The sequence below is a fragment of the Variovorax sp. GW821-FHT09B01 genome (assembly GCF_059418345.1).
In genome coordinates, this window is record NZ_JBWKPQ010000006.1 from 137,718 (window position 1) to 158,668 (window position 20,951).

Annotated in this window: 23 protein-coding genes and 3 tRNA genes; 12 read left to right on the forward strand and 14 right to left on the reverse strand. The window is 67.6% G+C overall.

From position 1 onward, the window contains the following. The first annotated feature begins 22 nt into the window (after positions 1–22). A complete protein-coding gene (locus tag AC07RV_RS19595) occupies positions 23–1,543 on the forward strand; it encodes a Ppx/GppA phosphatase family protein (protein WP_296789170.1) in 1,521 nt (506 codons plus the stop codon). A gap of 84 nt (positions 1,544–1,627) precedes the next feature. On the opposite strand, the gene AC07RV_RS19600 is transcribed toward AC07RV_RS19595, so the two are convergent. The 3 genes from AC07RV_RS19600 to AC07RV_RS19610 form a co-directional block, all read right to left on the reverse strand. Continuing rightward, a complete protein-coding gene (locus AC07RV_RS19600) occupies positions 1,628–2,089 on the reverse strand; it encodes a SixA phosphatase family protein (RefSeq protein ID WP_057594239.1) in 462 nt (153 codons plus the stop codon). Between the two features lie 25 nt (positions 2,090–2,114). Beyond that, complete coding sequence (ppk1, locus tag AC07RV_RS19605) at positions 2,115–4,256, reverse strand: polyphosphate kinase 1 (RefSeq protein WP_093341297.1); 2,142 nt, start codon at positions 4,254–4,256, stop codon at positions 2,115–2,117. Positions 4,257–4,441: 185 nt separating this feature from the next. Then, complete coding sequence (locus tag AC07RV_RS19610; protein WP_093341295.1) at positions 4,442–5,338, reverse strand: GNAT family N-acetyltransferase; 897 nt, start codon at positions 5,336–5,338, stop codon at positions 4,442–4,444. A gap of 183 nt (positions 5,339–5,521) precedes the next feature. On the opposite strand from AC07RV_RS19610, the gene AC07RV_RS19615 reads away from it, so the two are divergent. The 6 genes from AC07RV_RS19615 (at position 5,522) to AC07RV_RS19640 (ending at position 8,847) form a co-directional block, all read left to right on the forward strand. Then, the gene (locus tag AC07RV_RS19615) at positions 5,522–7,219 is read left to right on the forward strand and encodes an FAD-dependent oxidoreductase (protein ID WP_296789167.1); all 1,698 of its coding nucleotides are present in this window, start codon (positions 5,522–5,524) and stop codon (positions 7,217–7,219) included. A 40-nt stretch (positions 7,220–7,259) separates the two neighbouring features. Then, positions 7,260–7,523, forward strand: coding sequence for a UBP-type zinc finger domain-containing protein (locus tag AC07RV_RS19620; protein ID WP_203205608.1), 264 nt, complete (start codon positions 7,260–7,262; stop codon positions 7,521–7,523). A gap of 116 nt (positions 7,524–7,639) precedes the next feature. Further along, positions 7,640–8,347, forward strand: coding sequence for a glutathione binding-like protein (locus tag AC07RV_RS19625; RefSeq protein ID WP_296789165.1), 708 nt, complete (start codon positions 7,640–7,642; stop codon positions 8,345–8,347). 36 nt (positions 8,348–8,383) lie between these two features. Further along, positions 8,384–8,460 (forward strand) — tRNA-Pro (locus tag AC07RV_RS19630). Positions 8,461–8,501: 41 nt separating this feature from the next. Further along, a tRNA-Arg gene (locus AC07RV_RS19635) sits at positions 8,502–8,578 on the forward strand. Between the two features lie 131 nt (positions 8,579–8,709). Next, on the forward strand, positions 8,710–8,847 hold the full coding sequence (locus tag AC07RV_RS19640; RefSeq protein WP_296789164.1) for a hypothetical protein: 138 nt from the start codon (positions 8,710–8,712) through the stop codon (positions 8,845–8,847). A gap of 76 nt (positions 8,848–8,923) precedes the next feature. Here the strand turns inward: AC07RV_RS19640 and AC07RV_RS19645 are convergent, their stop codons facing one another. The 3 genes from AC07RV_RS19645 to AC07RV_RS19655 all read right to left on the reverse strand — a co-directional run bounded on the left by AC07RV_RS19645 (position 8,924) and on the right by AC07RV_RS19655 (position 10,083). Continuing rightward, entirely contained in the window at positions 8,924–9,295 is a 372-nt protein-coding gene (locus tag AC07RV_RS19645; protein WP_296789162.1) for a hypothetical protein, read from the reverse strand. Positions 9,296–9,376: 81 nt separating this feature from the next. Further along, positions 9,377–9,712: a terminase small subunit gene (locus AC07RV_RS19650; protein ID WP_296789160.1), complete on the reverse strand. Its 336-nt coding sequence runs from the start codon at positions 9,710–9,712 to the stop codon at positions 9,377–9,379. Continuing rightward, positions 9,709–10,083, reverse strand: a complete 375-nt coding sequence (locus AC07RV_RS19655) for a terminase small subunit (RefSeq protein WP_296789158.1) — start codon at positions 10,081–10,083, stop codon at positions 9,709–9,711. The genes AC07RV_RS19650 and AC07RV_RS19655 overlap by 4 nt, the downstream gene beginning before the upstream one ends. Before the next feature lie 80 nt (positions 10,084–10,163). On the opposite strand from AC07RV_RS19655, the gene AC07RV_RS19660 reads away from it, so the two are divergent. Both AC07RV_RS19660 and AC07RV_RS19665 read left to right on the forward strand, forming a co-directional pair. Then, positions 10,164–10,400, forward strand: a complete 237-nt coding sequence (locus tag AC07RV_RS19660; protein WP_296789156.1) for a hypothetical protein — start codon at positions 10,164–10,166, stop codon at positions 10,398–10,400. Positions 10,401–10,884: 484 nt separating this feature from the next. After that, entirely contained in the window at positions 10,885–11,517 is a 633-nt protein-coding gene (locus AC07RV_RS19665; RefSeq protein ID WP_296789155.1) for a hypothetical protein, read from the forward strand. Positions 11,518–11,651: 134 nt separating this feature from the next. Here AC07RV_RS19665 and AC07RV_RS19670 read toward each other — a convergent pair. The 4 genes from AC07RV_RS19670 to AC07RV_RS19685 form a co-directional block, all read right to left on the reverse strand. After that, positions 11,652–11,729 (reverse strand) — tRNA-Met (locus tag AC07RV_RS19670). Between the two features lie 47 nt (positions 11,730–11,776). Next, entirely contained in the window at positions 11,777–12,022 is a 246-nt protein-coding gene (locus tag AC07RV_RS19675) for a hypothetical protein (RefSeq protein WP_296789153.1), read from the reverse strand. Between the two features lie 148 nt (positions 12,023–12,170). Further along, entirely contained in the window at positions 12,171–12,599 is a 429-nt protein-coding gene (locus AC07RV_RS19680) for a hypothetical protein (protein ID WP_296789151.1), read from the reverse strand. Positions 12,600–12,697: 98 nt separating this feature from the next. Beyond that, the gene (locus AC07RV_RS19685) at positions 12,698–12,820 is read right to left on the reverse strand and encodes a hypothetical protein (RefSeq protein ID WP_296789150.1); all 123 of its coding nucleotides are present in this window, start codon (positions 12,818–12,820) and stop codon (positions 12,698–12,700) included. Between the two features lie 270 nt (positions 12,821–13,090). Between AC07RV_RS19685 and AC07RV_RS19690 the strand changes: the two genes are divergently transcribed. From AC07RV_RS19690 to AC07RV_RS19700, 3 genes are all read left to right on the forward strand, one after another. After that, positions 13,091–13,603, forward strand: a complete 513-nt coding sequence (locus AC07RV_RS19690) for a hypothetical protein (RefSeq protein WP_296789149.1) — start codon at positions 13,091–13,093, stop codon at positions 13,601–13,603. 99 nt (positions 13,604–13,702) lie between these two features. After that, the gene (locus AC07RV_RS19695) at positions 13,703–15,790 is read left to right on the forward strand and encodes a TonB-dependent receptor (protein WP_296789148.1); all 2,088 of its coding nucleotides are present in this window, start codon (positions 13,703–13,705) and stop codon (positions 15,788–15,790) included. A gap of 111 nt (positions 15,791–15,901) precedes the next feature. Beyond that, positions 15,902–16,459, forward strand: a complete 558-nt coding sequence (locus AC07RV_RS19700) for a fasciclin domain-containing protein (RefSeq protein WP_296789146.1) — start codon at positions 15,902–15,904, stop codon at positions 16,457–16,459. Between the two features lie 114 nt (positions 16,460–16,573). Here the strand turns inward: AC07RV_RS19700 and AC07RV_RS19705 are convergent, their stop codons facing one another. Genes AC07RV_RS19705 through AC07RV_RS19720 form a run of 4 tightly spaced genes read right to left on the reverse strand, consistent with a single transcriptional unit; the run spans position 16,574 to position 20,765 of the window. Next, positions 16,574–17,770, reverse strand: coding sequence for a HupE/UreJ family protein (locus AC07RV_RS19705; protein ID WP_296789145.1), 1,197 nt, complete (start codon positions 17,768–17,770; stop codon positions 16,574–16,576). After that, positions 17,757–18,974 (reverse strand): hypothetical protein, encoded by a 1,218-nt coding sequence (locus AC07RV_RS19710; RefSeq protein WP_296789144.1) that lies wholly within the window; start codon positions 18,972–18,974, stop codon positions 17,757–17,759. Before AC07RV_RS19710 ends, AC07RV_RS19705 begins: the two co-directional genes overlap by 14 nt. Further along, complete coding sequence (locus AC07RV_RS19715; RefSeq protein ID WP_296789143.1) at positions 18,971–19,252, reverse strand: hypothetical protein; 282 nt, start codon at positions 19,250–19,252, stop codon at positions 18,971–18,973. The genes AC07RV_RS19710 and AC07RV_RS19715 overlap by 4 nt, the downstream gene beginning before the upstream one ends. Before the next feature lie 13 nt (positions 19,253–19,265). Next, positions 19,266–20,765, reverse strand: a complete 1,500-nt coding sequence (locus AC07RV_RS19720) for a DUF4331 domain-containing protein (RefSeq protein ID WP_093342513.1) — start codon at positions 20,763–20,765, stop codon at positions 19,266–19,268. Positions 20,766–20,951: the final 186 nt, after the last annotated feature.

Below are 20,951 nucleotides of genomic sequence, written 5' to 3' on the forward strand. Positions count from 1 at the left end.
GCTCCGCCTTCTTTACTACAACATGCAAAACGGCACCCGCCTCGCAGCGGTCGATCTCGGTTCCAACAGCTTCCGGCTCGAAATCGGCCAGGTCGATCACGGCCAGATCCACCGCACCGAATACCTGAAGGAGACCGTGCGCCAGGGCAACGGCCTGGACAGCGCACGCAATCTCACGCCCGAAGCCATGCAGCGCGGCTGGGACGCCCTCGCCCGCTTCGGCGAGCGGCTGGCCGGCTTCAAGCGCTCGCAGGTGCGGGCCGTCGCCACCCAGACGCTGCGCGAGGCGCGCAACCGCGAGGAATTCCTGCTGCGCGCGCGCACCATCCTGGGCTTCGGCATCGACGTGATCCCGGGGCGCGAGGAAGCCCGCCTGATCTATCAGGGCGTGGCGCACATGCTGCCCCACAACGACGCCTCGGACCGCGAACGCCGGCTGGTGATCGACATCGGCGGGCGCTCCACCGAAATGATCATCGGCCGCGCCCTCGAGGCCGAGCTGATGGAGTCGTACCGCGTCGGCAGCGTCGCCTGGTCGATGAAGCACTTCCCCGAGGGCCAGTTCACCGCCGCCGCCTTCCGGGCCGCCGAGGTCGCGGCCAAGGCGGTGCTCGACGACGCGCTCGGCAGCTACACGCGCGACCAGTGGGACGTGGCCTATGGCGCCTCGGGCACGATCGGCGCGGTCGGCGACGTGCTGGCCGCAGCCGGCGGCGAGCCCGGCGTGGTCAGGCGCGAGGGCCTCGACTGGCTGCTCGACCGGCTGCTCAAGGCCGGCGGCGCCGACAAGCTGCGCATCGAGGGCATGCGCGAGGACCGCAAGGCCGTCATCGGCGGCGGCCTCAGCGTGCTGCGCGCGGTGTTCGACCTGCTGGGCATCGAGGAGATGAAGGTGGCCCAGGGCGCGCTGCGCCACGGCGTGCTCTACGAACTGCTGGAACGCGACGAGAGCGTGGCCGACATGCGCACCACCACGGTCGCGCGCCTCGCCACCCGTTTCGCGGTCGACCCGGTCCAGGCCCGGCGCGTGGGCGACACGGCCGCCGCCCTGTTCGTGCAGCTGGCCCCGGCCGCGCGCGGCGGCAGCACCACCAGCCGCGCCGGCCGCGCGCTGCGCAAGCTCGGCTGGGCCGCGCAACTGCACGAGATCGGCGCGCTGGTCTCGCACAGCGACTACCACAAGCACGGCGCCTACATCCTCGACAACACCGACGCCCCCGGCTTCGCGGTCAACGAGCTCCACACCCTCGCCCAGCTGGTGCTGGGCCAGCGCGGCAAGCTGCGCAAGCTCGAGGGTTCGCTCGACGACGAGACCTTCGTGATGCAGCTGCTGGCGCTACGGCTCGCGGTGATCCTGTGCCACGCACGGCGCGATCCCGCGCCCGATGCGCTGCACCTGTCGCCGCTCGGCACCCGCACCTTCTCGATCGCCTGCGCGCCCGACTGGGCCGAGGCCTTCCCGCAGTCGGCCCACCTGCTGCGCGAGGAGGTGCTGGCCTGGCAGAAGATCAGTACCTGGCGCGTCGATCTGGCGGGCTGCTGAGCCGTCCGGCCAGGTGGCCTGCTGACAGCCGGCACCGCTGCCCGCAGCGCCGACACCGAATGCGCGGCGTGGCCGCGCGCAGCCTCAGAGCAGTTCGGGCGACTGCACCGTCACCACGACGGTCTGCACGTCGCCATCGCGCTCGCGCGTGCGGATCCACCACAGCGCGCCCTTGCGCACCGGGCAGCTGTCCTGCTTCAAGCCCAGCAGCAGCGAGATCGCCTGCCCCAGCGAAGGCTGGTGGCCGATCATCAGCACCACCGACTTGCCGTTGGGCCAGCCGGCCGAGGCCAGCAGCGCATCGGCGGTGGTGTCGGGAGCGAGTTCGCTGCGCAGCTTGTACTTGCGGCCGAGCGCCAGCGCGGTCTGTTCGCAGCGCCGTGCGGGGCTGCTGATGATGCGCGTGCCGTCGGGCAGCTGGCGGTCGAGCCAGCTGGCCATGCGCTTGGCCTGCTTCTCGCCGCGCGCGGTGAGCGAGCGCTGCATGTCGTCGCAGCCCTCGGTCCAGTCATCGGCTTCCGCATGGCGCCAGAAGATCAGGTCCATGGTCATCGTCTTTCGAACTTCGGCTTCATTCGCCGGATGCGACGTCACGGGGCCCTCGCGCTGCGTAGCGGTTCATCAGGGCGGCCTGCGCGCCGTGCGCCTCGATCGCACGCGACGCACCGGCCTCGCCCGGGTGCGTGTCGTGGTCGATGCGGGTGTAGACGCCATCGGCGCCGAGGTCCCAGGCATCGCGGCCGTCGTGCAGGTAGGCGACCAGGCACTCGTCGATAAGGCGCTGGCGCAGCACCGGGTCGGTCACGGGCCAGGCGAGCTCGATGCGCCGCATCATGTTGCGGTTCATCCAGTCGGCGCTCGAGAGATAGAGCGACTCGTCCTCGCCATGGCGGAAATAGAACACCCGCGAATGCTCGAGGAAGCGGCCGATCACCGAGCGCACGCGGATGTTGTCGGTCAGCCCCGGCACCTGGGCCGGCAGCGTGCAGGCACCGCGCACGATCAGGTCGATCTTCACGCCCTTCTGCCCCGCGTGCACCAGCGCCGCGACCAGTTCCTCGTCGGTCAGCGCATTCATCTTGGCGACGATGCGCGTGGGCTCGCCGCGCTCGGCGGCCGCGGCCAGCGTGGCGATCTGCGCGCGGATGTTGCTGTGCAGGTCGAAGGGCGCGAGCCACACGCGGTTGAGCTTGGGCAGCTTGCTCTGGCTCGCGAGGTGCACGAACACCGCTTCCATGTCGGCGGTCAGCAGCGGGTCGGCCGTGAGGTGGCTGATGTCGGTGTACAGGCGCGCGGTGCGCGGGTTGTAGTTGCCGGTCGACAGGTGGCCGTAGCGGCGCATCTGCTTGCCCTCGCGGCGCGTCACCAGCAGCATCTTGGCGTGGGTCTTCAGGCCCACCACGCCGTACACCACCTGGGCGCCGATCGACTCGAGCATCTCGGCCCAGTTGATGTTGGCCTCTTCGTCGAAGCGCGCCTTGAGCTCCACCACCACGGTGACTTCCTTGCCGCGGCGCACCGCCTCGCGCAGCAGCTCCATCAGCTCGGAGTCGGCGCCGGTGCGGTAGATGGTCTGCTTGATCGCCAGCACCTGCGGGTCGTGCACCGCCTCGCGCAGGAAGGCCAGCACGCCCTCGAAGCTCTCGAAGGGCTGGTGGATCAGCACGTCGCCGCGCTGCAGCCGTTCGAAGAAGGACTGCGCGGGCGACAGCGTGATCGGGTAGGAGGCCTGGTAGGGCTTGAAGCGCAGCTTCGGCTCGTCGAGCAGGTCGGCCAGCTGCGTGAAGCGCGCGAGATTGACCGGGCCGTGCACGCGGTACAGCGCCTCGGGCGGCAGGTTGAACTGCTCGAGCAGGAAGCTCGCGAGCGATTCGGCGCAGCTGGCCGACACCTCCAGGCGCACCGCCTGGCCGAAGTGCCGGTGCTGCAGGCCCTGGCGCAGCGCGGTGCGCAGGTTCTTCACGTCCTCCTCGTCCACCGCGAGGTCGGAATGGCGCGTGACGCGGAACTGCGAGAAGTCGCCGACCTCGCGCCCCGTGAACATCGAGGACAGGTGCGCGCGCACCACGCTCGACAGCGCCACGAACAGCGTCTTGCCGTCCGACACCTTGGCCGGCATCTTGATCAGCCGCGGCAGCACGCGCGGCACCTTGACGATCTGGATCGGGTTCTCGCGCCCGAAGGCATCCTTGCCGCCCAGGCGCACGATGAAGTTCAGCGACTTGTTCGCGACCTGCGGGAACGGATGCGAGGGGTCGAGCCCCACGGGCAGCAGCAGCGGGCGCACCTCGCGCTCGAAATACTCGGCCACCCACTTGCGCTGCGCCGGGTTGCGCTCGCCGTGCGAAATGATGTGGATGCCGTGCGTGCCGAAGGTCGGCATCAGCTCGTCGTTGTAGAGCGCGTACTGGCGCGCCACCAGCGTGTGGACCGCCTCGGCCAGCCGGCGGAAGGACTCGACCGTGTAGGTGCCCTTGTGGTCGTCGGCGCTGCCCGCGATCAGGTGCGGCGCGGCGCGGACCTCGAAGAACTCGTCGAGGTTCGACGAGACGATGCACAGGTAGCGCAGGCGCTCGATCAGCGGCACCTCGGGGCGGTGCGCCCAGTCGAGCACCCGCTCGTTGAACGACAGGATGCTGTGGTCGCGGTCAAGCAAGGTGAATTTCGGCGTCTCGGCCACGGAAGGCAGCGAATCGGCCGGATCGGAAGGCATGGACACGGATTCTGGAACAAGCGGCACCATGGCCGTGCTCGATAAAGGGAATGTGACAGTGTCATGCGGGTTTGTGACATTTGCATGACTTTCCCGTGACGCCGTCGACATGCCTACTTTCGACTGCTCTTCCCCGTCCGGCGGCAGGACGGACGACCCGTTCGCGGGTCGGACGACCGCTGGTTTCATGCGCCCAGGAAATGCTTGCGGTAGCGCGCCGGCAGGTCGTCGATGCGCATCAGCATCGGCAGGTCGGCGGTGTTGAAGTCCGGATCCCAGGCCGGCGCGCCGAGCACCTTGGCACCCAGGCGCAGGTAGCCCTTGATCAGCGCGGGCGGTTCCACGTCGAGGCTGCCATCGAGGCGCTCGACCGGCAGCGCGAGCCGCGGCTGCACCTGGTACTGGATCGGCGCCATGTGGCTGGCCGAGAGCTGGCGCCAGATGCTGGCCGCCGCGTCGCCGCAGGTCACGCCGTTGTGCGACATCGGGATGCTGGCGCAGCCGATCATCGTGTCGAGCTTGTTGCGGTGCATGAAACCGGCCAGCGCGCCCCACAGCGCCAGGATCACGCCGCCCTGGCGGTGCTCGGGGTGCACGCAGCTGCGGCCCAGCTCGACCATGCGCTCACGCAGGTCGCGCAGGCGGGTCAGGTCGAATTCGGTGTCGCTGTAGGTGCTGCCCACGCGGCGCGCCTGGGCCGGCGTCAGCACACGGTAGGTGCCGATCACCTGCTGCGTCAGTTCGTCGCGCACCAGCAGGTGTTCGCAGAAATCGTCGAACAGGTCCACGTCGTGGCCGGGCAGCGAGGTGGAGATGCGCGCACCCATCTCGCCGACGAACACTTCATAGCGCAGGCGCTGGGCCGCGCGAACATCGTCCTGGTGACGGGCCCAACCGACGGTGATGCCCTGCTTGGCCTCGATGACGGGGGCCGGCACGACGACCGCGGGACTGACGGCAGCGGGGACCTTGGGCGTCGCGGTGACGGCGGCGGCGGTGCCGGCGACAACGGGCGCGGGCCAGAGGGCTGCGCGGAGCCCGATCTGCGACAGCGGAAATGTCGGGTTGGGCAGTTCTTTCATGTGGAAACCCTTTCTGCTGGGCGAGTCTCGGCACCCGTGGTGAAAAGCGCGTGTCATGGCCGTGGCAATTGCATGACGATGTGACGGGCCGTCGGCCTTCCTTTCGGGGGTGCTCCGCCGCCGCTTCTTTGACGTCTAATGGCTTTCATCGCCGAACCCGCACCGACCTGGAGTCCTCGCCCGATGGCCCTCACCGACGCTTCCACCGCCGCACCGGCTCCCGCCGGCGGTAACCGACAGTTGCAGACCTTTCCGGTGCTCAACGACAGCGAGATCGCGCGGATCGCGCGTTTCGGCAGCGTGCAGCACTTCGCGCGCGGCAGCCGGCTGTTCACCGCCGGCGAGGTCGGCGCCGGCATGTTCGTGCTGCTCAAGGGCGTGGTCTCGGTCACCCAGCGCGACGGCCTGGGCCACGTGGTGCCGATCGTGCGCCAGGGGCCGGGCGAATTTCTGGCCGAGGTCGGCCAGCTCAGCGGCCGCCCCGCCCTGGTCGACGGCCATGCCGAGGAGGACGTCGAGGCGCTGGTGCTGCCGCCCGCGCAACTGCGCGCGCTGCTCGTGGCCGAGGCCGACCTCGGCGAGCGCATCACCCGCGCGCTGATCCTGCGGCGCGTGGCGCTGATCGAATCGGGCGCCGCCGGCCCGGTGCTGATCGGCCAGCCGCAGTCGCCCGACATGGCGCGGCTCGAGAACTTCCTGCGCCGCAACGGCCATCCCTATCACCTGGTCGATGCCGACCAGGACCCCGACGCCGCCGCGCTGCTGGCGCAGTACGGCGACCACCAGTTGCTGGCCGTGTGCCCCAACGGCTCGGTGCTGGTGAACCCGAGCGAGGACGCGCTGGCGCTGTGCCTGGGCATGGTCGATGCCGCCGCGCACGACGAGCTCTACGACGTGGCCGTGGTCGGCGCCGGCCCGGCCGGCCTCGCGACCGCCGTATATGCCGCCTCCGAGGGGCTGCGCGTGATCGTGCTCGACTGCCGCGCCTTCGGCGGCCAGGCCGGCGCCAGCGCGCGCATCGAGAACTACCTGGGCTTTCCCACCGGCATCTCGGGCCAGGCACTGGCCGGCCGGGCCTTCGTGCAGGCGCAGAAGTTCGGCGTCGAGATGCTGATCCCGGCCAAGGTGGCCTCGCTCGACTGCGCGCGCACCAACGCCGACGGCAGCCTCGCCATCGCGCTGGCCGACGGCCGCCGCATTTCGGCACGCACCGTCGTCGTCGCCAGCGGTGCGCGCTACCGCCGGCCCGGGGTGCCCAGGCTGCACGAATTCGAGGGCCGCGGCATCTGGTACTGGGCCTCGGCCATCGAGGCCAAGCTCTGCGCGCAGCAGGAGGTCGCGCTGGTCGGCGGCGGCAACTCGGCCGGCCAGGCCGCCGTGTTCCTCTCGCACCATGCGGCCAAGGTCAACGTGCTGGTGCGCGGCCCCTCGCTCGCGGCCAGCATGTCGCGCTATTTGATCGACCGCATCGAGGCCACGCCCAACATCTCGCTGCAGCCCCACACCGAACTCGTGCAGCTGCACGGCGATCCCGACGACGGCCTCACCGGCGCCACCTGGCGCTGCCACAGCACCGGCGCCGAGCATGACTGCCCCGCGCGCAACATCTTCCTGTTCGTCGGCGCCGAGCCCGAGACCGACTGGCTCGCGGGCTGCGGCGTCGCGGTCGACAAGCACGGCTTCGTGCAGACCGGTCCCGACGCCAGCGCCGGCTTTCCCGCGCGCCCGGCCACCGCGCTCGAGACCAGCGTGCCCGGCGTCTTCGCGGTCGGCGACGTGCGTTCGGGCTCGGTCAAGCGCGTGGGCGGAGCGATCGGCGAAGGTGCGGCGGTGGTCGCGTTGATCCATCAGCACCTGACCTCCAACTCGGCGATCGCCTGAGTCCCCGATCCCTCCACCATTCATCCAGGAGAACCCGCGCATGCGCATCAAGCCCTGCGAACACGTCCCCGCGGAGATCGCCGCGCCCCACACCCTGCGCGGCTGCGAGGAATGCCTCAAGACCGGCGACAGCTGGGTGCATCTGCGCCTGTGCGTGCACTGCGGCCACGTCGGCTGCTGCGATTCGTCGAAGAACCGGCATGCCACGCGCCACTCGCAGGCCGAGGGCCATGCGGTGATCCAGTCGCTCGAGCCCGGCGAGGACTGGATGTGGTGCAACGCGCACGAGCGGCAGGTGGGCTGAGGCGCGCGCCGGTCATTGGCCGTGCGGCGCACGCCCGCGCGGCCGCCTGTATATGCTGGCTGCCGCGTCGAGGAGCCCCTCTTCGCCGCCCCCATCCAGACCGGAGACTCGACAACATGCCCGAACCGAAGACCATCGAGGTCTATTCCTGGCCCACGCCCAACGGCCACAAGATCCACATCATGCTCGAGGAGTGCGGCCTGCCCTACCGCGCGCACCCCATCGACATCGGCAAAGGCGACCAGTTCGCGCCCGACTTCCTGCAGATCAGCCCCAACAACAAGATCCCCGCCATCACCGACCCCGACGGTCCGGACGGCGCGCCCATCTCGCTGTTCGAATCGGGCGCCATCCTCGTCTACCTGGCCGGCAAGACCGGCAAGTTCCTGCCCCAGGGCGACCGCGCGCGCTACGACGTGCTGCAGTGGCTGATGTTCCAGATGGGCGGCGTCGGCCCCATGCTCGGCCAGGCGCATCACTTCCGCCTCTATGCGCCCGAAAAGATCGCCTATGCCATCGACCGCTACACCAACGAGGCCAAGCGCCTCTACGGCGTGATCGACAAGCAGCTGTCGAAGCACCGCTTCATCGCCGGCCCCGACTACAGCATCGCCGACATCGCCATCTTCCCGTGGCTGCGCAGCTGGCAGAACCAGGGCATCACCCTCGAGGACTATCCGCGCCTGAAGGACTGGTTCGACGGCATCGCCGAGCGCCCCGCCGTGCAGCGCGGCGTGAAGGTGCTTGCCGATCTGCGCAAGCCCATCACCGACGACAAGGCGCGCGAAGTGCTTTTCGGCAAGACCCAGTACGAGAAGCGCTGAGACCGCCCCATATTCGGGCTAGAATAGAAGGCTTGTCGGGGTGTAGCGCAGCCTGGTAGCGCATCTGGTTTGGGACCAGAGGGTCGAAGGTTCGAATCCTTTCGCCCCGACCAAGAATCTTCTTTCCTGCTTTGCTTTCTGTTCCGCCTGGAATCTGCCCGTAGCTCAGTTGGATAGAGCACCTGCCTTCTAAGCAGGTTGTCGGGGGTTCGATCCCCTCCGGGCAGGCCAACTCCGTTGTTGATTTCCCTGGGTTTTTCCAACACACCGCGAAAAGCCGAATCTCTCAAAGCGACTTAGAACGCCCCTCCGCTACCCCGAAAGGTAGCGGCACTACTCGCCCGTTCTCGTACGCATCTGCCATGGCGCAGAACATCCAAGCAGGCGACGGGCGCTACCGACTTCGCATCGAGCACAAGCGGCTTGATCGCCACAACCTCTCCACCTTTGAGACCGAGGCCGAAGGAGTCGAACATCGCGACACGCTCAGTCCTATTTGAGAAGCGCGGCATGGTGCCACGAGGCATCCAATCCGATGCGCAGACGACGAAACGTCCGCTCATGATGGAGATGGCCTCAGCCGCCTGGCGGTTCTGGCTCCCGTTGAACAGCGCATGACCCAGCCAGAGGATGGCGATCAGCGTGGTGCCGGGCCTTCAGGATGACGTTGTGGAGCCAGAGACGAATGATGAATCGCCGCTGGGCCCGGTTGGGATTGAAAGTTATGACGAACACATCGCCCTCGTCGATGACCTCGCCGTCCTCGTTCTTGGGTGACCCGCCCTTGGCGATGATCCGGTAGAGGCAGCCACTGAACAACCGCCGTTCCGGGTCACGCAGGCAGCGCTCGAGCTCGGCCGCGTCCCTGGGCACTTGGTCGGCGTGCTTGGCGATGTGCGGCCCGCGCTTGGGCCGGCGGCGGTTGTCCCACCGGTGCGACAGCTGCACGTTGACGGCGCTGCCGGGCGCGACGTCCAGTGCGGTGTCGTCCTCGTCCAGCGTGCCCGGATCGGCGGGCGCGCCGTAGCCTTAGCCTGTTGCGCCATCGTCTACGTCCTGGCGCGGCATGAAGCCGCTGGTGCCGGCCGGAGCCTCGGGCGCCTCGGGATCGTTGGCCACGGGCCGAAACCCGTTGCCATTGCCGTTCGCGATGCTGTGCAACAGGGCCGCCAGCGGGTCGGTCTTCTGCTGGTTGTCCTTCTCGTAGAGGCCCAGGTGCTTGAACAGCGTCTCCATCGCCGCGCCCTTGTCGTGCATGGAGATCTCGATGCCGTACTTCGTCATCTTGGCGCCGGCGTAGAGCGCGACCGCCCGGGGCGACAGGCGGCGCGTGTCGGCCAGCATGATGTTCCAGGCTTTGGTCACCACACAGTCGGCACCCACCTGGGTGCGCTCCTGCTGCGCCTTCGGGCGTCGGCGATCGCACCCTGGATGTATGGTTTTGACAGGTTCTCGAACGCCATCTGCCGGGCGCTGTCCGGGCTGTATGTAGCCGGCGCGGAGGCAGCCCGCGTGTCTTTCAGGTCGATCAGGTACTTGTCGACGAAGCGTTGCTGCAGGCCGGTAAGCCCAAGCTGGGCCGACTCTGGGGCTGCCGGGCGGCGTTGCTTCTTCGCCTTGGTCGCCGGGGCTTTCTTGCGCGCAGGCGAGCCCGCGGCCTTCTTGCGGGCGGCGGGCTCCGTGGTGATCTTCTTCGATGCGGCCGCCTGCTTCTTCGCCGGCTTGCGTGGTGCCATGCGAGCGAGTGTTCTCGCCTGGCGTTCAACGGTCAAACCCTATAGGGGCACAATCCGCGCATTCACTTCGAGGAGCGGCAATGAGCGTCGGCAAGGCCGAGTTGCAGTCAGCCCTATTGGGTGTGATGACCAGTGGATGGACGAGCGTTCAGCGCTGGATGGTGGACGTTCTTGAGGAGCGTGGCTACATCGACGTCCACGACCGGCGCGATGGCAAGCCCGTCAAGCTGGCCGATTTGGGCGAGTCGCCGAGCCCTGCGCACTACACCGTCTCGGTCACCAAAGCCGGTCAGGAATTCCTTCGACCTCCTCAATAGAAAAAGCCCGCGAGGATGGTCCTGGCGGGCGAACGTGCGACCGAGGCCGCTCGAGGAGACAACTGACCGGCATAGCGCCAGAGATTCGATCCATCCGACTTGCGTGCTGCTCGCGCGCTGGACCGTGCGGTCCCATCCCACCCTGCAACCCCTGGGACAAGCAGGAGGAAAAATCCGGAATGGCTTACCCCCAACTCCAGCATCAGGGCCGGCGCCGTGTTCCGGGTCCGGTTGCCCGTGGCCTGCATCTTCCGGCGGAGAATGAAATGAACGAAACCCTACAGGGGCGTTTGCAGTGTAAGCATGAAACGCGAACGCGCGCCATCATCTGAATGAGCTATAGACGCATTGGCCTGCTGAACCCACGCTTCGCCTCCGGAAGGAGAACGAAATGGGAAGAAATCCCCCCTTGCACGACGGAGCCACGGCCCCCAGCGAGCCTCAACCTACGGCAGAGGCAAAGCCTGCGGATCCTTCAAAATCCATGGCAGCCGTCTGGATACCAATCATCCTCTCGATTGGGGGCGCCATTGGGGGTGCGGGCACGTGGCTTTACCAGCAGCAACAGGCGGAGAAAAAAGAGGCAGCGCGAGCCGAGCAGCTAGCTGCTGAAAAAGCCACAGCCGAAAAGCAGCTCGCCGACATGGAGAATGCGCGCCTCTGGCGAGAGTACTTGGTCAAAATCGAAATGGCTTTGGAAGCCAATCGGCTCGTTGCCAAAGAGCTTCAAGCAGATTTCACGGAACCCAACTGGGGCATCCTCGAATCCTACGTAATCCGCGTGCGGCGAGACGGCCAGCAGAGACACGCCCAACTTTACGGACGTATCGCCCGATTGGTCCAAGACAACGCGAAAATCGTTGATCTGCTGGTAGCGTATCGCCCGTACGTGTTGAACGAAGAACTCCCGCCGCAAATCACGGCGTTCAAGGAACATGCAGAGCGATACAACGATCGATGGCTTGCAATTCAAAGCGTTATCGAATCGAAGGAGCAACTGCCCTACGCGACCCCGTTTCCAGAAGCTCTTACGGCTGCCGTCGCCGCCGAATCCAAACTTCGCAAGCCGAGGCCACCCCCTGGAGTGAATGTCCCCGCTCAGAGAGACAAGCTCTAGAAAGCGAGAAGCGAGGCGTCGCTCGCAGGCGGATGCCACCAAAGGCCTCGACCGGTTCGCCGTGCGCAGCTACCCCGGATCATGCATCTCGACCCGTGCTCGAATTACGGTTGAACCCCTCCGGGATGGTTAACTGGTTGCGGTGGCCTGATTTGAACGGGCGACCCTGTGGGTTATGAGCCCTCTGCGCTATCTGGCTGCGCCACACCGCGATCGAAGTGTGGAACGCTGGAGGCCGGCACGCTCGCCCTAGAAGGGGTTATTTCGGCAGCAACGCTTCCGTCTCTTCGATGAGCAATCGAACGCGGCCACGTGCCTTCTTCAAGTCCCGCAACATCGATTCAAGTTCTTCGACCGAACGAGGGGCGAGAGTTCCCACTCCTTCGGCGAGTAAGACTTTGGCGTGTTCCGTGTAGGCGTTTTCAGCCTCGATCTGCTTACCGTCGCAATTCCTACGAATCAGGGCAAAGCCAGAATGCTCGCGCGACCCGCTTTTGGTCTCCATGTCATTCGCGCGCTGTCTAGTCCTATCCGCCGCCCCGCCATGCAACCGCACGTCATCCGCGAGACCGTGGGCCTCCAAGAAAACCTGATCGACCAACGCACGGCGCTCGGCGGCCGCCTGTGCCGCGTGTGCCTCTCGACGAGCAGTCTCAGTTCGAGCGTTTGTGAGATGCGATTGAAGAACTGCGTACCCACTGATTGCGAGGGCCGCAAGAGCGATGTAGTCCGAGGTGTTCATGAGCCGGATTTTCCACTCGAACTAGCTGCCGCCGTTCGAGCCCAAACCTCGCGATGTTGGCCGCCAAATCGCCGATACAAATCTCTTCTTGAAAGAGCTGAGGCTGACCAGGATCGACCTTTTCGGACATTGCATGGACCTGTCGGCAGAGTCGTTTGATCTCCTCGGCCTGTTCCGCGGCGAGTGTGGCAATGTTGCGCCCGGTCTCGATCGCAATGGCCTGGACGGCCGCGCTGACCTGCAGCGCCGCCAGCATGCGGTCCTTGCGCGGCGTCAGCTGAAGCACCATCTCGCCGATCTCCATCTTCACCCAACCGTCGGCCAGCAGCGTCTTCGACATGGCACGCGCTGGCAGGTGCCGCACGGTCGGTACGTATGCCCCGCGCTGCACGCGCAGGATATCGCCTCGATCGACCAGCGTTCCTACGCGATCATCGATTACGCAGAGCTCAGGTGAGTAAGCTCTGCCGGTGTCTCGCGGGTCACGATCTGTTCCTTGCCATGCAGGTCCTGCTCGGCCTTGAACACGATGGTCGTGCTGGATTTACGGTCTTCGGGCATTCGGTTGTTCTCCTCGCTCAAGTCCTGTCGAGCGCCACCGGGCGGCTTTCCGCGCGCGCTACGTGGTCGGGACGTTTCCTATAACGACGTCCTGCCAGATAACCACCATCCAGCGATGACAACCGTTGCACCCAAGTGCCCAGCTCGTGCGCGATGGTCGGCCCAGCTTGGTTGCGCTTTGAGTAGCTACAACGCCTCGGATTGCGCCGCAGGCATCCAAGGCCATTTCACCTTCCCGGTTGAAGCGTGCAGCCACGCTACGATGAAGCGATGCCCCTCCACCGAAACCGACACGCCATTGCCCTGCTATCTGCCGCGGCCCTCGTGAGCGCCTGCAGCACGCCTTCCGATCGTCAAGCCGATCAAACTGTGCGCACAACAAAACCCCAAGCCACCACCCTCTCCCCCGCCCAGGCCCTGACCCCGCAAGCCCAAGGCAAACGCATCCACTGGAGCGGCGGCATCAACGCCATCGAAGCAGAGGAAGGCGCTCGCCAGTGCTTCACGCTGCTGCACGCCACCTTCGATGCACAGAACGTGCTGCAGTGGCCCCGCGACGAGCAGCAGTTCATCGCCTGCGGCGCGGGGGACTACGACCGGGACCTCGTGGCCCTATACACGCTGGTGAGCTTCGACGGCCGCGTGGTCGGGCAGCGGATGTTCCTGGGCAGGCCGGTGCCTGTGATCGAGATCGAGGCCTTGTACAGGCACTCCGACTGCGTGCAGGGCGACGAAAAGATTCCCGCGTGCTACTCGGGCTTGCTGCAGCCTCGAAAGCCCTGACAGCGCGCCGAATCCGAAGCGAGCTTGCGCGCGTATCAATGGCGCGTCATGGCAACGAGCATTCCCGCTCCGCGCGGACATCGAAGACGCGGGAGACCCATGAAAGCTTCGATTCGCCTCGCGCGCCAACCCTGGATGTTCGGCGCCCTGCTCGGCAGTGCCGCGGCCTGTGCCCAACCCGTTCACCTGCCACCGATCGAAGTCAGCGGCCCGCGCGATGCGGCCATCGGCACGGCCGACAGCGCCAGCGAAGGCGCGGTGGAGAAAGCCTCGTTCCAGGCCCGCCCCAAGCTGCGCCCCGGCGACATCGTCGAGGCCGTGCCCGGCGTGGTCGCCACCCAGCACTCGGGCGACGGCAAGGCCAATCAGTACTTCCTGCGCGGCTTCAACCTCGATCACGGCACCGACTTCGCGGTCACGGTCGACGGCATGCCCGTCAACATGCCATCGCACGGCCACGGCCAGGGCTTCGCGGACCTCAACTTCCTGATCCCCGACCTGGTCTCGGGCGTGCGCTACCGCAAGGGGCCCTACTTCGCCGATGGCGGCGACTTCGCGCTCGCGGGCACGGCTTCGCTCGACTATGTGAGCGCGCTCGATGCACCCTTCGCCGAAGTCACGCTGGGCGCCAACCACTTCCGCCGCCTGCTTGCGGCCGGCTCGCGCACCGTGCAGGACCAGACCTGGCTCGGTGCCATCGAGCTCGAGGGCAACAACGGCCCCTGGGACACGCCCGAGCGCCTGCGCAAGGCCAACGCCGTGCTGCGCTATTCGCAGGGCTCGCCGGTGCGCGGCTTCAGCCTCACGGCCATGGCCTACCAGAGCCGCTGGAACTCCACCGACCAGATCCCCGAGCGGCTGGTCGACAGCGGCGAGCTCTCGCGCTTCGGCTCGCTCAACACCACCGACGGCGGCAAGACGCGGCGCCTCAGCCTGTCGGGCAAGTGGTTCGACAACAGCCCCGAGGGACAGACGCAACTCAGTGGTTATGTCATCGACTACCGCTTCGATCTGTTCTCGGACTTCACCTACTTCCTCAACAACCCCGAGCAGGGCGACCAGTTCGAGCAGACCGACCGCCGGCGGGTCTTCGGATTGCAGGGCACGCACAGCCGGCCCAATCAGATTGGTGGACTCGATGGGGTCCTCAGCTTCGGGGGCAGCTGGCGCGGTGATCGCATCGGCGAGGTCGGGCTCTACAACACCGTGGCCCGCGAACGGATCTCGACGGTACGCAACGACAAGGTTCAGCAGGACCTGTTCTCCGTTCACGCCCAGCAGCTCGTGAACTTCAGCGAGCGCTGGCGCGGCTACGTCGGGTTGCGCGGCGATCTGCTGCGCTACGACGTGCAAGGGCGCGAGCCGCTCTATGGCCCGATCAACAGCGGACGCGGCCACGACTCGCTCGTGAGCCCGAAGGCCGGCCTGGCCTTCACCGTGACGCCGGCCCATGAGCTCTACCTCAACGTGGGCACGGGCTTCCACAGCAACGACGTGCGCGGCGCGACGATCAACGTCGATCCGACGAACGGCCTGCCCGCGGACCGCGTGCCCGCGCTCGTGAAGGGACGCGGCGCCGAGATCGGCTGGCGCTTCCAGCCCAGCGAGGACTTCAGCTTCACCACCGCGCTGTGGCAGCTGCGGCTCGACTCCGAATTGGTCTATGTCGGCGATGCCGGCACCACCGAGCCCGGCCGCGCCAGCAGCCGCCGCGGGATCGAGGCCACGCTGCGCTGGAAGCTCGGTTCGCGCTGGCGCTTCGAGGCCGATGCGGCGATCTCGCGCGCGCGCTTCCGGGGCATGGCGCCCGAGGGCGAAGGCAACTACATCGACAACGCGGTGGAGCGCGTGTTCGCGGCCGGCGTCATCTACACCGAGGGCCCGCTGACGGCCTCGCTTCGGCTGCGCTACATGGGACCGCGCGCGCTCGACACCTTGAACACGGTGCGCTCGCGTGCCACCACGCTGCTGAACTTCGGCGCGCGCTACGCCGTCAACAAGCAGCTCACCCTGGGTCTCGACGTGTTCAACCTCGCGGGCAGGAAGGGCAACGACATCGAATACTTCTACGCCTCGTGCAGCGCGGGCGAGGTGGCGCGCGGTGTCTGCGGCGATGGCATCGACGGCCGCCACATCCATCCGATGGAGCCGCGCAGCGCGCGGGTCAGCGCGCGCTGGACCTTCTGAACGAGAGAAAGCGCGCGCCTTGCCTCGAGATTGAATCTGCATCGTGACCCGGCCCGTAGTTGCAGCAGTCGATGCGCAATTCGCGCCGGCATCCTCACCAGGAGTACACGCATGAAGAACAGATTCAATCGCATGGCCACGGTCGCCTTGGCCGTCTCGCTGAGCTTGGGCTCGTTCGCCGCGCTCGCGCAGGTCACCGTCGGCGGTGCGCCGATGTATGCCACCAAGGACATCATCGACAACGCGGTGAATTCGAAGGACCACACCACGCTGGTGGCCGCGGTCAAGGCCGCGGGCCTCGTCGAGACGCTCAAGGGACCGGGCCCCTTCACCGTGTTCGCACCGACGAACGCAGCCTTCGCCGCCCTGCCCGCCGGCACCGTCGATACGCTGCTAAAGCCCGAGAACAAGACGATGCTGACGGGCATCCTGACCTACCACGTCGTGCCCGGGAAGATCGATGCGGCCGCGCTGACCAAGATGATCATGGACGGCAAGGGCTCGGCGACGCTCAAGACCGTGGCCGGCGGCAACCTCACGGCCAAGTCCAGCGGCGGCAAGGTCATGATCACCGACGAGAAGGGCGGCTCCGCGACCGTGACCATCGCCGACGTGTACCAGTCGAACGGCGTGATCCATGTCGTCGACAAGGTGCTGCTGCCCAAGTAATCCATCGCGCACCCGCCCGCGCAAGCTGCGCGGACGGTTCGAAACGCGCCGGAGCCCCGACATCGATCGGGGCTTTTTTCTTTCACGCGGTGCGGCCGCGCCACGGCCTCCCGCTCAAGCGAACGGCAGGATCTTCACGTCGAACACGCGCTCGCAGAACCAGATGGCCGCCACCGCCACGGCCACGACGGAGCCGCCGCGCAGCACCACTGGCGCATAGCCGCGCCAGCCGCGCAGCGACAGCAGCACGACCAGCGCCACGGCCACCACCATGAGCTGGCCCGCTTCCACGCCGAGGTTGAACTGCAGCAGCGCGAGCACGAAGCCGCGCAGCGGCAGGTCGAGTTCGCCGAGCGCGCCCGCGAAGCCGAAACCATGGATCAGGCCGAACAGGAAGCTGAAGAGCTTGCGCCGGCCGCGCAGCAACGGCCGCAGGTTGTCCACGGCCGCGAGGATGATCGTGATCGCGATGCCCGGCTCGACGATGCGCGGCGAGAGGCTGACGATCTTCAGTCCGGCCAGCGCCAGCGTGATCGAGTGCGCGATGGTGAACATGGTGACGATGCCGAGCATCGGCCAGATCGCGTCGCGCCAATGCCTCACCGGTGTCCAGCCGCCATCGCCACGCCGCAGCAGCACTGCGGGCAACAGCAGGCACAGCAGGAACAGGATGTGGTCGTAGCCGATCAGGATGTGATGGATGCCGTCGCGGAAGAAGCCGGGGCTGTCGCTCTCGGCATTCGCTGCGGGCGTAGAAGATCCCGCCACCGCGCCCGGCCATGGCAGCGTCACGCTGCCGGCGGCGGGATCAAGCGAGTGGACTGCGGGCGAAGCACCGCCGTCCGAAGCGAGCCGCAGCAAACCGCGATGCGTCGGATCGATCTCGCGAAACAGCCGGTAGTCGATCTCGAGCGTGGACCCCGTATCGCATCGTGCGTGCAGTTGCAGCACGAGGTAGGCACCGTCGACCCGGTCCTCGACCGCCGGCGGCCGCGTCCCGACCAGCGCGCAGCGACCCTGCTGCAGTTGGAGCCGCGCGAGCGCATAGGCACGGATGTCATCGAGCCGCGCTCGCACCTCGCCCCAGCGCAACTGGCGGTCGCCATCGCGGTCGAGCTCGAGCATCGCGTCGAGATCGCGCAGCGCGATGTCCCAGCGCAGGTCCAGGCCCTCGGCATCGCGCTGGATCTGCAGGTAGGCATCGCTGGCCTTGTGGGCGTGCGCGGCGCCCGGTGCGAGCGCCAGGAGCAGCGCCAGCGCGAACACCAGGACGGCGGCGAGCCCGATGCGGCGACGTTCAGGGAATGGCATCGACACGTGCGTCCTTCAGTCCGATCTCGCGCATCAGCGCCTTCGCTTCATCGCGCGCGGCCGCATCGCCGGCGGCCGAGGCCGCGCGCGCGAACACCAGCAGGTCGATCGGTTCGCGCTGCAGGCGCACATTGAGGCGGGCCAGCTCGACAGCGCGCTTCGCATCGCCTTGCACATCGAGCGCGAACATCGCCTCCTCGCGTGCGTGCTGCGCGGTGGTGCCGGGCCGCAGCGCGGCGGCCTCGAAACGCTCCCGCAATTCCTCGGCCTCGGGGACCACGGCGCGCGATGCCTGCGGTTTTCCCGCCTGCGTGTGTGCAATGGCCAGCCGCAGCAGCACAGCATCGCTGCGCGCTTCCTTCGCGAGCAACGAAGGGATCTCGCCAGCACGACCCGCACGCTGCAGGAAGTCGCTGTACGCCAGCAGCAGATAGCCCGAACGCTCGGCCGCGAGCGCCTTGCGGTACGCGGCATCCGCCTCGGCGGGCCGGCCCGCGAGCTCCTCGATCTCGGCGATCGAGGTCCACAGCCATTGCCGCGTTCCGGCCTGTGGCGCACCCGCCAGCGCGGGATCGGCCAGCAGGCCTCGCAGCGCATCGCGCGCGGCGGCATGGTTGCCGCGCAGGCCCGCGTTCTCCGCCAAGCAGGCCACGCCATAGAGCGCCGGCCCAACGCGGCCCAGCGCACGACAGGTGGCATCGGATTCGTCGTAACGCCCGCGCACGCGCAGCACGGTCGCGAGGGTGATCCAGCCCTGGGGATCGGCGGGCCGGCGTGCCAGCGCCGCCTTCAACAGGGTTTCGGCGCCATCGAAATCGTGCAGGAACTGGGCCACGGTGGCACGCATCACCAGCACCGCGGGCGGCGTCTGGGCGATGGGCGTGGCCTCCCAGGCCTGCAGCGCGGCCACGGCCTGGCCGGCATAGCGCGCATCGCCCTGCGAGCGCGCGAGGTCGAGGTAGGTGGTCGCGGCCTCGATCGCGGTGGTCTCGTCGCCGGGCCGCTGGGCCAGCTCGCGGCGCAGCTTGCGCTGCGCATCGAGCCAGCCGGCGATCACGGGCAGTTTCTCGACCACCTCGTCGTCGCTGGCCGGCACCCGCGGCGCCGCGAGCGCCACCCCGGCCGTACCCAGCAACAACAACAGCGCTGCCGCGCGGGCCAGCCGGTTCGCGGCCCGCCGCGCGGCACGCTGCGCCTGCTTCATTGCGTGGCGACGGGGTCCTTGGTCTCCGACGTCGGCGCCGGATCGAAGGCGGCCACGTTGGCCGGCTCCGCCGTGTCGAGCACCGAGGCGACCAGCGACTGCACGTAGGCGATGAAGCTGTCGTAGGCGTCGGCTTGCGGCGGCGGGTTCTCCGGCGGGTTGCCGCTCACCGGCGGGAACGGATAGAACACGGCGCCACCGCCGCCCCCCCCGCCGCAGCCGGCGAGAAAGGCGGTCACCAGCAGCAGGCCGGCGATGCGAGGGATGTTGCGGTTCATGCCGTCATCCTCCTCAGCGCGCGGCCGAGGCCGAGGTCGAACCCGGCAGCGGCGTGTTGAGGTACGGGAAGGCATCGGGGAACTGCGTGGGGCTCTGCGCGGCACCATCGGTCAGCGCGGCGCTGCCTGCGGGCGCGTCGGCCGGCTTGCAGCCGACCTTGAGCGTGTCGCTGGCACCGGTGGCCACGCACAGCACGCCCATGGCCACGCGCAGCTCGGCATCGACCACGTCGTCGCCCGGCCGGCGTCCGTTCGGGAAGCCCGCGTTGTCGCCGCCGAGCACGCCGAGGTTGCTCTGGTTCGCCTTCACCGTCGGCGCGATGGACGTGTTCAGCCGCAGCATTTCCGACGCCTTGACGTTGGCCGGCTTGTTCACGCCCTCCACGCCCGTGAGGAAGGCCGCGACCAGGTCGGTGCGCGGGAAGTTGGTGGGCGCGGGCGCCGAGAACAGCGTCTGCACCAGCGCCGGCAAGGTCGGGTTGGTCACGTAGTCGGCGAATTGCGCGTCGTCCTGGGGCTTGGAGCTGTTGAAGCGGTCCTTGTCCTTCAGGCCGATCACCACCTCGTTGACCAGCGGCATGCCCAGGCGCGAGACCTGGGCCCAGGCGCCGCCGTTGATCGCGGTGGTGCCGTGGCCGCTCTTGGGCGGGCTGGCGATCAGGCGACCCTGACGCACGCTGGCCGTGGTCCAGCCGCCCACGATCGGATGGCCGGCGGTTGTGATGCACGAGATCGGCACCTCGAGCGCCATCGTCGTCACGTTCTTGTCGGCCAGCGCGTCGGGATTGGCCGAGCTCGAGCCCAGCGGATTGAGGTTGATCAGGTCGAACACCTGGCCCAGGGCCACCGTGAACGGATCCTTGCGCTGGCCGACGAACACGCGGCCCTGCGTGGCGCAGCCCGGGATGTTGACCGTGTAGAGATGCTGGTTCGCATAGGTGGCATAGCCGGTCGGGCCGCCGAAGGTCTTGTCGCCGATGTTGTCGGTGGGCTTGTCGAACTCGGTGCCGCCGCCCGCCTTGGACACGGCCTCGACCTTGCCCTTGCGGCGATCGCCGCGCACGATGTTCAGCGTGTAGGTCTCGCGCAGGTTGCTGGTGGCCTGGTTCGGCCCGCTGATGCCGCCGGCCTGCACCAGCGGGATCGACACCTGCTTGCCCGCGATCGGCAGCTGGATGTCGCGCAGCGTGTTCTTGAACCTGAACTGGAAGGTGATGTCCTCGACCGCGTTGCCGTCGGTGTCGAGGTGGATCTCGTACAGGCCGTTCGGGTCCATGGTGAAGTAGTTGGGACCGCCGTACGGGCTCTGGTCGGGCTGGTAGTTGGCGATCAGCGTCACGAAGTCCTGGCGGCCGGCTTCGTAGCTGCGGAACATGTAGAAGTCGGTGGCATCGAGCTTGGGCATGCCCGCGATCGACGGCGCCTCTCGGTGGCTGGATGCGATGGCACCCACGGCGGTCACGGCACTGAGCACGAAGACACAGGCCCTTGCGGGGGGTAGGGAGAATCTCATCGGCGTCACCTCGGTGTAAATGGTGGATGTGCGGGCACGACTCGTCCGACGAAAACGTCGGCTCTGGATGAGTACGAACCGAAGGTTCAACCGGATGTGCTTTTTTTACCGAGGGTTTTCACCGCGCAGCGCGGCCGTGGAAGTGCTACGCGCGCGTTCCCGCGAGGGCGCGCGCGGTCCTCTTCC

What these genes read in the sequence shown, in the direction of transcription:
- AC07RV_RS19710 (WP_296789144.1), bottom strand. Translation starts at nt 18,974, where the DNA reads ATGAAGCAGGCGCAGCGTGCCGCGCGGCGGGCCGCGAACCGGCTGGCC.
- AC07RV_RS19660 (WP_296789156.1), top strand. Translation starts at nt 10,164, where the DNA reads ATGAGCGTCGGCAAGGCCGAGTTGCAGTCAGCCCTATTGGGTGTGATG.
- AC07RV_RS19640 (WP_296789164.1), top strand. Translation starts at nt 8,710, where the DNA reads ATGGCGCAGAACATCCAAGCAGGCGACGGGCGCTACCGACTTCGCATC.
- AC07RV_RS19695 (WP_296789148.1), top strand. Translation starts at nt 13,703, where the DNA reads ATGAAAGCTTCGATTCGCCTCGCGCGCCAACCCTGGATGTTCGGCGCC.
- AC07RV_RS19610 (WP_093341295.1), bottom strand. Translation starts at nt 5,338, where the DNA reads ATGAAAGAACTGCCCAACCCGACATTTCCGCTGTCGCAGATCGGGCTC.
- ppk1 (WP_093341297.1), bottom strand. Translation starts at nt 4,256, where the DNA reads ATGCCTTCCGATCCGGCCGATTCGCTGCCTTCCGTGGCCGAGACGCCG.
- AC07RV_RS19625 (WP_296789165.1), top strand. Translation starts at nt 7,640, where the DNA reads ATGCCCGAACCGAAGACCATCGAGGTCTATTCCTGGCCCACGCCCAAC.
- AC07RV_RS19600 (WP_057594239.1), bottom strand. Translation starts at nt 2,089, where the DNA reads ATGGACCTGATCTTCTGGCGCCATGCGGAAGCCGATGACTGGACCGAG.
- AC07RV_RS19675 (WP_296789153.1), bottom strand. Translation starts at nt 12,022, where the DNA reads ATGGAGACCAAAAGCGGGTCGCGCGAGCATTCTGGCTTTGCCCTGATT.
- AC07RV_RS19700 (WP_296789146.1), top strand. Translation starts at nt 15,902, where the DNA reads ATGAAGAACAGATTCAATCGCATGGCCACGGTCGCCTTGGCCGTCTCG.
- AC07RV_RS19690 (WP_296789149.1), top strand. Translation starts at nt 13,091, where the DNA reads ATGCCCCTCCACCGAAACCGACACGCCATTGCCCTGCTATCTGCCGCG.
- AC07RV_RS19720 (WP_093342513.1), bottom strand. Translation starts at nt 20,765, where the DNA reads ATGAGATTCTCCCTACCCCCCGCAAGGGCCTGTGTCTTCGTGCTCAGT.
- AC07RV_RS19620 (WP_203205608.1), top strand. Translation starts at nt 7,260, where the DNA reads ATGCGCATCAAGCCCTGCGAACACGTCCCCGCGGAGATCGCCGCGCCC.
- AC07RV_RS19680 (WP_296789151.1), bottom strand. Translation starts at nt 12,599, where the DNA reads ATGTCGAAGACGCTGCTGGCCGACGGTTGGGTGAAGATGGAGATCGGC.
- AC07RV_RS19655 (WP_296789158.1), bottom strand. Translation starts at nt 10,083, where the DNA reads ATGGCACCACGCAAGCCGGCGAAGAAGCAGGCGGCCGCATCGAAGAAG.
- AC07RV_RS19615 (WP_296789167.1), top strand. Translation starts at nt 5,522, where the DNA reads ATGGCCCTCACCGACGCTTCCACCGCCGCACCGGCTCCCGCCGGCGGT.
- AC07RV_RS19665 (WP_296789155.1), top strand. Translation starts at nt 10,885, where the DNA reads ATGGCAGCCGTCTGGATACCAATCATCCTCTCGATTGGGGGCGCCATT.
- AC07RV_RS19685 (WP_296789150.1), bottom strand. Translation starts at nt 12,820, where the DNA reads ATGCCCGAAGACCGTAAATCCAGCACGACCATCGTGTTCAAGGCCGAG.
- AC07RV_RS19715 (WP_296789143.1), bottom strand. Translation starts at nt 19,252, where the DNA reads ATGAACCGCAACATCCCTCGCATCGCCGGCCTGCTGCTGGTGACCGCC.
- AC07RV_RS19595 (WP_296789170.1), top strand. Translation starts at nt 23, where the DNA reads ATGCAAAACGGCACCCGCCTCGCAGCGGTCGATCTCGGTTCCAACAGC.
- AC07RV_RS19705 (WP_296789145.1), bottom strand. Translation starts at nt 17,770, where the DNA reads ATGCCATTCCCTGAACGTCGCCGCATCGGGCTCGCCGCCGTCCTGGTG.